The organism is Streptomyces sp. NPDC048612 (assembly GCF_043199295.1).
Classification (GTDB): domain Bacteria; phylum Actinomycetota; class Actinomycetes; order Streptomycetales; family Streptomycetaceae; genus Streptomyces.
This window is the reverse complement of the sequence record NZ_JBICVV010000024.1, coordinates 109,121-120,832: the sequence shown is the minus strand read 5'-3', so window position 1 is coordinate 120,832 and position 11,712 is coordinate 109,121. Positions and strand designations below refer to the sequence as shown.

8 protein-coding genes are annotated in these 11,712 nt (G+C 72.1%); 6 read left to right on the top strand and 2 right to left on the bottom strand.

The features are described 5' to 3' along the window. Nucleotides 1-11 precede the first annotated feature (11 nt). Genes nuoL through nuoN form a run of 3 tightly spaced genes read left to right on the top strand, consistent with a single transcriptional unit; the run spans nt 12 to nt 5,206 of the window. Nucleotides 12-1,895, top strand: a complete 1,884-nt coding sequence (gene nuoL / locus ACGFN2_RS29520; RefSeq protein ID WP_393365561.1) for an NADH-quinone oxidoreductase subunit L — start codon at nt 12-14, stop codon at nt 1,893-1,895. A 3-nt stretch (nt 1,896-1,898) separates the two neighbouring features. Further along, a complete protein-coding gene (locus ACGFN2_RS29515) occupies nt 1,899-3,557 on the top strand; it encodes an NADH-quinone oxidoreductase subunit M (RefSeq protein ID WP_393365559.1) in 1,659 nt (552 codons plus the stop codon). Further along, nucleotides 3,554-5,206, top strand: a complete 1,653-nt coding sequence (gene nuoN / locus ACGFN2_RS29510; RefSeq protein ID WP_362605813.1) for an NADH-quinone oxidoreductase subunit NuoN — start codon at nt 3,554-3,556, stop codon at nt 5,204-5,206. The genes ACGFN2_RS29515 and nuoN overlap by 4 nt, the downstream gene beginning before the upstream one ends. An 82-nt stretch (nt 5,207-5,288) precedes the next feature. Here nuoN and ACGFN2_RS29505 read toward each other — a convergent pair whose 3' ends face one another. Together ACGFN2_RS29505 and fahA are read right to left on the bottom strand one after the other, a co-directional pair. After that, complete coding sequence (locus ACGFN2_RS29505) at nt 5,289-5,771, bottom strand: hypothetical protein (protein WP_362605816.1); 483 nt, start codon at nt 5,769-5,771, stop codon at nt 5,289-5,291. Nucleotides 5,772-6,004: 233 nt separating this feature from the next. After that, complete coding sequence (fahA, locus tag ACGFN2_RS29500; RefSeq protein WP_393365556.1) at nt 6,005-7,207, bottom strand: fumarylacetoacetase; 1,203 nt, start codon at nt 7,205-7,207, stop codon at nt 6,005-6,007. A 279-nt stretch (nt 7,208-7,486) separates the two neighbouring features. Between fahA and ACGFN2_RS29495 the strand changes: the two genes are divergently transcribed. From ACGFN2_RS29495 to ACGFN2_RS29485, 3 genes are all read left to right on the top strand, one after another. Next, on the top strand, nt 7,487-8,683 hold the full coding sequence (locus ACGFN2_RS29495; protein WP_393365554.1) for an FAD-dependent oxidoreductase: 1,197 nt from the start codon (nt 7,487-7,489) through the stop codon (nt 8,681-8,683). Between the two features lie 390 nt (nt 8,684-9,073). Then, nucleotides 9,074-10,087 carry a polyprenyl synthetase family protein gene (locus ACGFN2_RS29490; protein ID WP_362605825.1) on the top strand — a complete coding sequence of 338 codons (1,014 nt, stop codon included), beginning with the start codon at nt 9,074-9,076 and terminating at the stop codon, nt 10,085-10,087. A gap of 282 nt (nt 10,088-10,369) precedes the next feature. Continuing rightward, nucleotides 10,370-11,641, top strand: coding sequence for a DUF2092 domain-containing protein (locus tag ACGFN2_RS29485; protein WP_362605827.1), 1,272 nt, complete (start codon nt 10,370-10,372; stop codon nt 11,639-11,641). Nucleotides 11,642-11,712: the final 71 nt, after the last annotated feature.

Sequence of the window (11,712 nt, the reverse complement as noted above, 5' to 3'; positions counted from 1 at the left end):
GGTCGCACAAAGTGGAGAACTTGATCGCGCTGCTCGTCGCGGCACCGCTGGTCGGTGCGGCCCTGCTGCTGTGCGGCGGCACCCGCCTCGACCGCACCGGCCACCTGATCGGCACGTTCTTCTCGGTGGCGTCGTTCGCCGTCGGGGTGGCGCTCTTCGCCGGCATGCTCGGCCGGGGCGCCGAGGACCGTGCCCTGCACCAGCACCTGTTCAGCTGGATTCCGGTCGGCGGCTTCCAGGCCGACATCGCCTTCCAGCTCGACCAGCTGTCCATGACCTTCGTCCTGCTGATCACCGGTGTCGGCTCGCTGATCCACATCTACTCGATCGGCTACATGGAGCACGACGAGCGGCGCCGCCGCTTCTTCGGCTACCTCAACCTCTTCCTCGCGGCGATGCTGCTGCTCGTCCTGGCCGACAACTACCTTCTGCTGTACGTCGGCTGGGAGGGCGTCGGCCTCGCCTCGTACCTGCTCATCGGGTTCTGGCAGCACAAGCCGAGCGCGGCCACCGCCGCCAAGAAGGCGTTCCTCGTCAACCGCGTCGGCGACATGGGCCTGTCCATCGCGATCATGCTGATGTTCACGACGTTCGGGACCTTCGCCTTCGGCCCGGAGCTCGCCGCGACCGGTGACACCTCCGAGGGCAAGCTGACCGCCCTCGGGCTGATGCTGCTGCTGGCCGCCTGCGGCAAGTCGGCGCAGGTGCCGCTGCAGTCCTGGCTCGGCGACGCGATGGAGGGCCCGACCCCGGTCTCGGCCCTGATCCACGCTGCCACCATGGTCACCGCAGGGGTGTACCTGATCACCCGCTCCGGGGCGATCTTCAACGCCGCCCCGACCGCCCAGCTTGCGGTGGTCGTGGTCGGTGCGGTCACGCTCCTCTTCGGTGCGATCGTCGGTTGCGCCAAGGACGACATCAAGAAGGCGCTGGCCGGTTCGACGATGTCGCAGATCGGCTACATGATCCTGGCCGCCGGCCTCGGCCCGATCGGCTACGCCTTCGCGATCATGCACCTGGTCACCCACGGCTTCTTCAAGGCGGGCCTCTTCCTCGGCGCCGGTTCCGTGATGCACGGGATGAACGACGAGGTGGACATGCGCCGTTACGGCGGCCTGCGCAAGTACATGCCGGTCACCTTCGTCACCTTCGGCCTCGGCTATCTGGCGATCATCGGCTTCCCCGGTCTGTCCGGCTTCTTCTCCAAGGACAAGATCATCGAGGCGGCGTTCGCCCGCGGCGGCACCGAGGGCTGGATTCTCGGCGGCACGGCCCTGCTGGGCGCCGCGATCACCGCGTTCTACATGACACGGGTGATGCTGATGACCTTCTTCGGCGAGAAGCGCTGGAACCCCGACGAGGTGCATCCGCACGAGTCGCCGAAGGTCATGACGCTCCCGATGATCGTGCTGGCCGTCGGATCGGTCTGCGCGGGCGGGCTGTTCAGCATCAACGAGGCCTTCGTGAAGTGGCTGGAGCCGGTCACCTCGTTCGCGCACGGCCACTCCCCGGTCAGCGCCACCACGGTCACCGCCGCGACGATGGTGGTGCTGCTCATCGGCGTCGGCATCGCCTGGCTGATGTACGGCCGCAAGCCCGTTCCGGCGCTGGCCCCGCGCGGTTCGCTGCTCACCCGGGCCGCCCGCCGCGACCTGCTCCAGGACGACTTCAACCACGTCGTCTTCGTCCGCGGCGGGGAAGAACTCACCGGCACGCTCGTCCGGTTCGACCGCTCCCTCGTGGACGGCGCGGTCAACGGCACGGCGGCGTCGATGGGCGGACTCTCCGGCCTGCTGCGCCGGTTGCAGACCGGATTCGTCCGTTCGTACGCGGTGCAGATGCTGGGCGGGGCCGCCGTCCTCGTCGCCGCGACCCTGCTGATGAGGGGTGTGTGAGCCATGTCGTTTCCCCTGCTGACGGCGGTGGCCGTGGTGCCGGCGGCCGGTGCGATCGCCACCGCCGCGCTGCCCGCCGCCAAGCGCACCGTGGCCAAATGGCTCGCGCTGGCGTTCTCGCTGGTCACCTTCGCGCTGGCGCTGGTGGTCGCGTTCCGCTTCGACCCCGGAGCGAAGGGCCCGTTCCAGCTCACCGAGTCGCACGCCTGGATCAGCGACTTCGGTGTCCGCTACGAACTCGGTGTGGACGGCATCGCGGTCGCCCTGATCGCGCTGACCACCCTGCTGATCCCGTTCATCATCCTGGCCGGCTGGCATGACGCCGACCCCCTGGAGGAGGCCGAGCCCAACCGGCGCTGGCGGCCCACCCAGGGCTTCTTCGCGCTGATCCTGGCGGTCGAGGCGATGGTGGTCCTCTCCTTCGAGGCCACCGATGTCTTCCTCTTCTATATCTTCTTCGAAGCCATGCTGATCCCGATGTACTTCCTCATCGGCGGCTTCGGGGACCGGGCGGGCGGGGACGGCGAGGAGCAGGCCGCGAGCCGGCGTTCGTACGCCGCGGTGAAGTTCCTGCTCTACAACCTCGCCGGCGGACTGATCATGCTGGCCGCGGTGATCGGGCTGTACGCCGTCACCGCCGACCAACTCGGCACCGGCACCTTCTCGCTCCAGCAGATCGTCGAGGCCCGGGCGGCCGGGAAGCTGGACATCGGCACCGGCACCGAACGGCTGCTCTTCCTCGGCTTCTTCTTCGCGTTCGCGGTGAAGGCGCCGCTGTGGCCGCTGCACACCTGGCTGCCGGGCGCCATGGGCGAGTCCACCGCACCGGTCGCGGTGCTGATCACCGCGGTGGTCGACAAGGTCGGCACCTTCGCGATGCTCCGCTTCTGCCTCCAGCTCTTCCCGGAGGCCAGCAGCTGGGCGACGCCCGCCATCCTGGTGCTCGCGCTGATCAGCGTGCTCTACGGCGCGCTGCTGGCGGTGGCCCAGCGGGACATCAAGCGGCTGATCGCCTATGCCTCGATCTCCCACTTCGGCTTCATCATCCTGGGCATCTTCGCGATGACCACCCAGGGCCAGAGCGGCGCGACGCTCTACATGGTCAACCACGGCATCTCGACCGCCGCGCTGATGCTGGTGGCCGGCTTCCTGATCAGCCGCCGCGGCTCGCGGCTGATCGCGGACTACGGCGGTGTGCAGAAGGTCGCCCCGGTCCTCGCCGGGACGTTCCTGATCGGCGGCCTCGCCACCCTGTCGCTGCCCGGTCTGGCGCCGTTCGTCAGCGAATTCCTGGTCCTGGTCGGCACGTTCAGCCGCTATCCGGTGGTCGGCATCGTCGCCACCCTGGGCATCGTCCTCGCCGCGCTCTACGTCCTCGTGCTCTACCAGCGGACGATGACCGGGCCGGTGAAGGCGGAGGTGCAGCGCCTGCCCGACCTGCGGGTGCGGGAGCTGGTGGTGGTGGCGCCGCTGATCGCGCTGCTGCTCTTCCTCGGGGTGTACCCGAAGCCGCTCACCGACCTCGTCGATCCGGCGGTCGGCCACACCCTGTCCGTCGTGGACAAGAAGGACCCCAAGCCCGCCGTGCAGGTGGACGCCGGGCCCGGCGGGGGCCGTTCCGGGCGTGCCGTGCATGATCAAGACGTGGAGGCCGCGAAGTGAGTTCCGTGGCAAGTGTCCACAGCCTGTGGACAGTGGCGGCCGGTGCACCGGGCAAGATCCCGGCGCCGCACATCGAGTACACCCAGCTGGCACCGACGCTGATCGTCCTGGGTGCGGCGGTGCTCGGCATCGTCATCGAGGGCTTCGTGCCGCGCCGGCACCGATACCACTCCCAGCTGCTGCTGGCCGTGGTGGCGCTGGCCGCCGCGTTCGCCGCGGTGATCGGGCTGGCGGCCGGCGGCTTCGGCTCGACCAAGGCGCACATCGCCGCCATGGGCGCCCTCGCCGTCGACGGGCCCGCGCTGTTCCTGCAGGGCACCATCCTGCTGGTGTCCCTGGTCGCCGTCTTCACCTTCGCCGAGCGCCGGCTCGACCCGGCGGCGCACGGGAACCGCGTGGACTCCTTCGCGGCGCAGGCCGCGGCCGTCCCGGGCGGCGCCGCCGAACAGGCCGCGGTCAAGGCCGGGTTCACCACCACCGAGGTCTTCCCGATCGCCCTGTTCGCGGTCGGCGGCATGCTGGTCTTCCCGGCGGCCAACGACCTGCTGACCCTCTTCATCGCGCTGGAGGTCTTCTCTCTCCCGCTGTACATCCTGTGTGCGCTGGCCCGCCGCCAGCGGCTGCTGTCGCAGGAGGCCGCGGTGAAGTACTTCCTCCTCGGCGCCTTCTCGTCCGCCTTCCTGCTGTTCGGCGTGGCCCTGCTGTACGGCTACGCGGGCACCGTCACCTACGCCGGGATCGCCGAGGTGATCTCGGACGGCGCCAAGCAGATCGATCCGGCGCTGGCCGGCACGATGGGCAATGACGCGCTGCTGCTGATCGGCGCGGCGCTGGTGCTGATGGGACTGCTGTTCAAGGTCGGCGCGGTCCCGTTCCACATGTGGACCCCGGACGTCTACCAGGGCGCCCCGACCCCGGTCACCGGCTTCATGGCGGCCGCCACCAAGGTCGCGGCCTTCGGCGCGCTGCTGCGCCTGCTGTACGTCGTCCTGCCGGGGATGCGCTGGGACTGGCAGCCGGTGATGTGGGGCGTCGCGATCATCACGATGCTGGGCGGGGCGATCGTCGCCATCACCCAGACCGACATCAAGCGGCTGCTGGCCTACTCCTCCATCGCGCACGCCGGCTTCATCCTCGCCGGTGTCATCGCCACCAGCGAGGAGGGCATCTCCTCGGTGCTCTTCTACCTGGGTGCCTACTCCTTCGTGACGCTCGGCGCGTTCGCCGTGGTCACCCTGGTGCGGGACGCCGGCGGCGAGGCCACCCAGCTGTCCAAGTGGGCCGGGCTCGGCCGGCGTTCGCCGCTGGTGGCCGCGGTCTTCGCGGTCTTCCTGCTGGCCTTCGCGGGCATCCCGCTGACCTCCGGGTTCGCCGGGAAGTTCGCCGTCTTCAAGGCGGCGGCGCAGAGCGGGGCGGGCTGGCTGGTGGTGGTCGGTGTGCTCTCCTCGGCCATCGCCGCGTTCTTCTACATCCGCGTCATCGTGCTGATGTTCTTCCAGGAGCCCAAGGCGGACGGCCCGACCGTCGCGGTGCCCAGCCCGCTGACGACCACGGCCATCGCGATCGGTGTCGCGGTCACCCTGGTGCTCGGCCTGGCGCCGCAGTACTTCCTCGACCTGGCCGGCCAGGCGGGGGTCTTCGTGCGCTGAGCAGCGGCGCGCGGTACGGCGACGGCCGCCGCCCGGAACCCTCGGGGGGTTCCGGGCGGCGGCCGTGTGCGTGGCGCGCGGGTCAGCTCTTGGGCATCCCGCTCGGCATCTCCGGCATGTCGGGGATCTTCACGCTGCCGTCGCTGGACTTGGTGTACTTCTCGGTGGGGCCGTTCTTCCAGTCGACGGACAGGGTCTTGCCGTCCGCGCCCGGCTTGAGGGTGCCCATGGTGCGGGTGGTGTCCCCGTCCGTGCACTTGAGCGCGGCCATGGTCATCCCGGCCATCTCCTGGACCTTGCCCAGACAGGCGGCCTTGTGGCCGTTGCTGAACGCGACGGTGCCCTTCTGGATCACGAGGATCAGCGGGCTCTTCTCGGTGCCCGCCTTCCAGGCGCCCTCGAACGCGGCGGAGTCCGCGGGCTTGTCCGGAGTCGACGGCGCGTGGTCCGGCGACTTGCTCGGCTTGCTGTCGGTGCCGTTGTCGTTGCCGCCGCTGCTTCCGCAACCGCTGAGCAGCATCGCGGCGATGGCTGCCGCCCCGGCGATCTGCGCTGCCTTGCGCACGTACGTCTCCTCCGTTGTGGGACAGGAGACGTGAGGCTAGCAGCGGCTCCGGGCCGCCGTCCGGGCCGTCGCCCCGATTGCGGCAGGGCCGGTACGGACTTGGTGTGCGGCTGTGACGAGGCGGCGCCCCCGCGGTGCCCTGGGGGCCGGGGTGGGCGCCGCGGGCCGGGCGGGCCCGGTATGCGGCCCCGCCCGGCCGGCGCGCTCCTACGGGAGGCCGCGCGGGCCGCCGGTCATCCCGCGGGCAGGATGCGGCCGGTGACCTCGCCCAGGCCGATCCGGACGCCGCCGGGGCCGGGCGCCCAGGCGGTGAGGGTGACCTCGTCGCCGTCCTGGAGGTAGGGGCCCTTGCCCTGGGTGAGCTCCAGCAGGCAGCCGAGCTGGTCGGGGTCGGGCCCGGAGACGGTGCCGGAGGCGAACAGATCGCCGGTGCGCAGCGAGGCGCCGTTGACGGTCATATGGGCGAGCTGCTGGGCGGCCGTCCAGTACATGGCGGAGAACGGCGGCCGGGAGACCGTCTCGCCGTTGAGGCGCACCTCGATACGGATGTCGATGCCGCCCGGCTCCGCGTCCGCGTCGTCGAGATAGGGCAGCAGCGGCAGGTCCCGGGCGGGCGGCGGCGTACGGGCCTCGTCGAGGGCGTCGAGCGGGGTGATCCAGGCGGAGACGGAGGTGGCGAAGGACTTGCCGAGGAAGGGGCCGAGCGGCACGTACTCCCAGGCCTGGATGTCGCGCGCGGACCAGTCGTTGAGCAGGCAGACGCCGAAGACGTGGTCGCGGAAGGAGCCCAGGGCGACGGACTCGTGGAGCGTGGAGGGCGCTCCGACGACGAAGCCGACCTCGGCCTCGATGTCGAGGCGGCCGGACGGGCCGAAGGAGGGCGCCTCGTCCGCGGGGGCCTTGCGCTGGCCGTGCGGCCGGACGACCGGGGTGCCGGTGACGACCACGGTGCCCGCCCGGCCGTGGTAACCGATCGGCAGATGCTTCCAGTTGGGGGTCAGCGCCGCGTCGTTGGGGCGGAAGATCCGGCCGACGTTGGTGGCGTGGTGCTCGCTGGCGTAGAAGTCGACGTAGTCGGCGACCTCGAAGGGGAGGTGCAGCGTGACCCCGTCCAGCGGGTGGAACAGCGGCGCCACCTCGTCGCGGTGCGCGGGGTCGGTCACGGCGCTGTGGACGGCCGCCCGGATCTGCTGCCAGACGGGACGGCCGGCGGCCAGCAGCGGGTTGAGGGTCGGCGCCGCGAGGAGTTCGGCGTGCGGGTGGATGGCGGCGGGCAGCGCGCTCGGCAGGGCGCTCAGGTCGAGGACCTGGTCGCCGTAGCGGACGCCGAGGCGGCGCCGGCCGGGCGCTTCGGCGGTGCTGAAGACGCCGTAGGGCAGGTTGTGCGGGCCGAAGGGATCGCCTTCCGCCAGGTCGAACGGGCTCTGCTCGGGCATGGACAGCTCCTCGCGTGCGTCGTCGCCGGTGGGCGGCCGGGGCCTGGTGGCCCGCGGGCCGTGGGGCCGTCGATCAGATTACGGCCGGGCGGTGGGCGGCGGGGCGGTCCCGGGGCGCGAGGGCGCGGATACGTACGCAGACGGTGGCCGGGTGCGCGGAATGCCGCGCCCCACGCATCCGTCATGTCCGGAAAAGCCTTGCCACACTGCGCAATTCAGCCCTAATTTCCTTCCCTGGCCGGCGGTGGCCGCCGTTCTCCACCCGAGGGAGGGACCGACGTGAGCACTCCGGTAGCGGTCATCGGGGCCGGTCCGTACGGCCTCTCCGCGGCCGCGCACCTTCAGGCCCTCGGTGTCCCGGTGCGGGTCTTCGGGGAGCCGATGGTGAGCTGGCGCACCGGCATGCCCGCGGGCATGCTGCTGACGACGGCGCCCGCGGCGTCGGGCATCGCCGTTCCCCACCCCGGCCACACCCTCGCCGACTTCTGCGCGGCGACGGGGGAGGGGCCCTACGGCTCGGACCGGGACCTGATCCCCGTGGAGGCCTACGTCCGCTACGGGCAGTGGGTGCAGCGGCGGCTGGTCCCCGGACTGGAGCAGGTCCGGGTGGTCTCGGTCGACCGGCGGGGCGACGGCTTCGAGCTGAAGCTGGACAGCGGTGAGCAGGCCGGCGCGCGGGCGGTGGTGATCGCCACCGGCCTGACCGGGCAGGCGCAGCTCCCGCCGGAACTGGCCGGCGCGCTCCCGGACGGCCCCTCCGCCACCGGGCCGGTCTCGCACAGCTCGCAGCACCACGACCTGTCCGCGCTGGCCGGCCGGGACGTGGTCGTGCTCGGTGCCGGGCAGTCGGCGCTGGAGAGCGCGGTTCTGCTCACCGAGACGGGCGCGGCGGCCGTCCGGGTGGTGGCGCGCGGCCCCGCCGCGGTGGGCTTCGGCACGCCGCCGGAGAACCGGTGGCGGCTGCGGCCGCCGTTCGGCCACGCCTGGTCGCGGTACGCGCTGACGCACCACGCCGGAGCCTTCCGCCGGCTGCCGGTGCCCGCCCGGCGGTATCTCGGGCGCCGGACGCCCGGCCCGCGGGGCGCGTGGTGGCTGCGGGAGCGTTTCACCGACCGGGTGCGGGTGACGCAGGGGCGGCGGCTCGTCCGGGCCACGGTGCGCGACGGCCGCCCCGTGCTGGCGCTGCGCGGCGCCGACGGGCAGGGCGGGGAGGTCGTCGCCGACCATGTGCTGGCCGCGACCGGCTACCGGATGGATCTGGCGGCGCTGGACTTCCTGGGCCAAGGGCTGCGCACCGGGATCGTGGCGCGGGCCGGGGGGCCGCTGCTGGACGCCGGTCTCGGCTCGTCCGTGCCGGGGCTGTACTTCACGGGGCTGCCGGCGGCCGCCTCGTTCGGGCCGGTGATGCGCTTCGTGTGCGGCACGGAGTTCGCCTCGCCGCGGCTGGCACGGGCGGTGGCGCGGGCGTACGGGTGAGGCGGGGCGCCCCGTACGGTCGGGCGGCGGCCTGCGCGGCGGCGGAAGTCGTCCTGGAACATGGCGCTTTCGACGGGCGGCGGTCACCCGGTGCGCCCCTGGGGGCCGGGCGGCGACGGTGCGGGGGATTTCCGGCCATGGCCGGTCCGCGGGGCCTTGCCGGAGCGGAAGCGGACCGGGGATGCTGGCCGTCGTTGTCCCGCGCCGCCGTCTCGTACCCGCGTCAACAGAGGGGCCGGAACATCCCGGCCGGGGGGTCGCCGTGCTTCCCGGGCGGTTCGGGGGGCGGGCGCTCACGGTGATCGAACTGCGACCGGATACGCTGGCCAATGGTGGAGACAGCGACAGATCGACATTCAGTTTGATCGTCAGCAGACAGGAGTACCCCTCGTGACCGTCGTCGGGCCCTTCGGGCTGAGCGTGCGGGACCAGGCTCTTGAGGCCGATGTCCAGGCCGGGTTGGCGGCTGTCGAGGAGGGCCTGCTGGAGGCCACCAAGAGCGACGTGCCGTTCATCACCGAGTCCGCGCAGCATCTGGTGCGCGCGGGCGGCAAGCGGTTCCGGCCGCTGCTGGTGATGCTGGCCGCCCAATTCGGTGACCCCTACAGCCCGGGTGTGGTGCCCTCCGCCGTCGTCGTGGAGCTCACGCATCTGGCGACGCTCTACCACGACGACGTGATGGACGAGGCCGAGGTGCGCCGCGGGGTGGCCAGCGCCAACGCCCGCTGGGGCAACTCCGTCGCGGTGCTGACCGGCGACTTCCTCTTCGCCCGCGCCTCGCACATCCTCGCCGACCTCGGACCGGAGGCGGTCCGCATCCAGGCCGAGGCGTTCGAACGCCTGGTGACCGGCCAGATCCTGGAGACCGCCGGCCCGCGTGACGGCCGCGACCCGATCGACCACTACCTGGACGTGCTCGCCGGCAAGACCGGCTCGCTGGTCGCCGTCGCCTGCCGCTTCGGCGCGATGATGTCGGGCGCCGAAGAGGCGACGGTCAACATCCTCACCCAGTACGGCGAGCGGCTCGGTACGGCCTTCCAGCTGGCCGACGACGTCCTGGACATCGCCAGCGACTCGCACGAGTCGGGCAAGACACCCGGCACGGACCTGCGCGAGGGCATCCCGACGCTGCCGGTGCTGCGGCTCCGGGCGCGCGCCGAGAGCGCCGCCGGCACCCCCGAGGACCGCGCGCTGTGCGAGCTGCTGGCCGGCGACCTCACCGACGACGCCCGGCACGCCGAGGCGCTGGCCGGTCTGCGCGCCCACCCCGCGCTCGAAGAGGCCCGCAGGGACACCGTGCGCTACGCGGAGGAGGCCCGCGCGATGCTCGCGCCGCTGCCCTCGTGCATGGCCAAGTCGGCCCTCGAAGGGCTCTGCGACGCCGTGGTGCACCGGGCGGGCTGAGCCCTCCGGACGGGTCGTGACCCAGGGCCCGCCGCCGCATCCCCTACGGCCCGCCGCCGCATCCCCTAGGGAACCCTCCGCCTCCTGTCGTACGGTCTGCGACCTGAGGTGATCGTGCGTCATACCTCAGAGGTAGGACGAGTTGCTCCCGCGGGCTGACGTTTCCCGCCGGGCGGTTTGGTGAGATGGAACCACCTGAGCGCGGCGGACAGGTAACCATGTGCCCCAGGGGGGAACGCGTGGACAGCACAGCAGCCGCCGGACACGACGGAGGTAGGGCAGATGCCACGGAACGAACCGACCCAGGGCACCGACGGATGGGACGGGGAGCACTCCCCGGGGCGCCGTAAGGCGGTGCGCTACGGCGTGCCGGTCGCGGTGGCGGGGGTGGCGGCGATCACGATCGGGCTGGTCCCGGCGTTCGCCGGCTCCGGTTCCCCGGACCTGCCGAAGATCTCGGCGCAGGACCTGATAGCCAAGGTCGCCAAGTCGGACGTCCAGCAGCTCTCCGGCACGGTCCGGATCACCACGGACCTGGGGCTGCCGGCCCTGCCGGGCGCCGGTGGCGGAGCGGCCGGCTTCGGCGGCGCCGGGGGCGGCGGGAAGGGCGGCGACGGTGCCTCCGCGTCGCCCCAGAACAAGCTGATGGAGCTGGCGTCCGGTGCGCACACCCTGCGCGTCGCGGCCGACGGCCCCGAGAAGCAGCGGGTGTCGGTCATCGACAAGGGCGCCGAGTACAGCCTCGTCCACCACGGCAAGGACGTCTGGGCGTACGACGGCGGCAGCAAGACCGCCGTGCACAGCAGCGCGCCCGACAGCCGCTCCGGCACGTCGGACCGGGCCCCCGGTGGCCTGCCCAAGGACCTGAAGACCGCGACCCCGCAGGACCTCGCGAAGCAGGCCCTGAAGGCAGCCGGGGACACGACCTCGGTCACCGTCGACGGCACCGCCAAGGTCGCCGGCCGGGACGCCTACCAGCTGCTCATCAAGCCCAAGCAGAGCGGCTCCACGGTCGGCTCGATCCGGGTCGCGGTGGACGCCGAGAACGGCACGCCGCTGAAGTTCACCCTGACGCCCAAGAGCGGAGGCGCGGCCGCCGTCGACGTCGGCTTCACCACGGTCGACTTCGCCAAGCCCGCCGCGAGCACGTTCTCCTTCACCCCGCCCAAGGGCGCCAAGGTCGTCGACGGCGACAAGGAGAGCGCGGCGGCGCAGCGCGAGCACGGCAAGGACACCTCGTCCCGCGAGCAGCTCGCCAAGGACACGGACGGGCCGGACATCATCGGCAAGGGCTGGACGTCCATCGCCACCATCAAGGGCGAGGGCCCCGGTCTGCCGTCCGGCGACGACAAGGGCAAGGGCAAGGACAAGGGCCTGGGCGGCGACGCCGGCGCGTTCCTGGACAGCATCGGCACCAAGGTCAACGGCTCGTTCGGCTCCGGCCGGGTCTTCAGCACCCGCCTGGTCAACGCCCTGGTCACGGACAACGGCACGGTCTACGTCGGCGCCGTCGACAAGCAGACCCTGATCCACGCGGCGAACGCCGCCAAGTAACGCACCACCACGGCCACGCGGTTGCGCCGCGCCACCCCTGCGAGGGTGGCGCGGCGCAGCCCGTGGACGGT

Coding starts and splice junctions, on each gene's coding strand:
- ACGFN2_RS29515 (WP_393365559.1), top strand. CDS start 1,899: ATGTCGTTTCCCCTGCTGACGGCGGTGGCCGTGGTGCCGGCGGCCGGT.
- fahA (WP_393365556.1), bottom strand. CDS start 7,207: ATGCCCGAGCAGAGCCCGTTCGACCTGGCGGAAGGCGATCCCTTCGGC.
- ACGFN2_RS29485 (WP_362605827.1), top strand. CDS start 10,370: ATGCCACGGAACGAACCGACCCAGGGCACCGACGGATGGGACGGGGAG.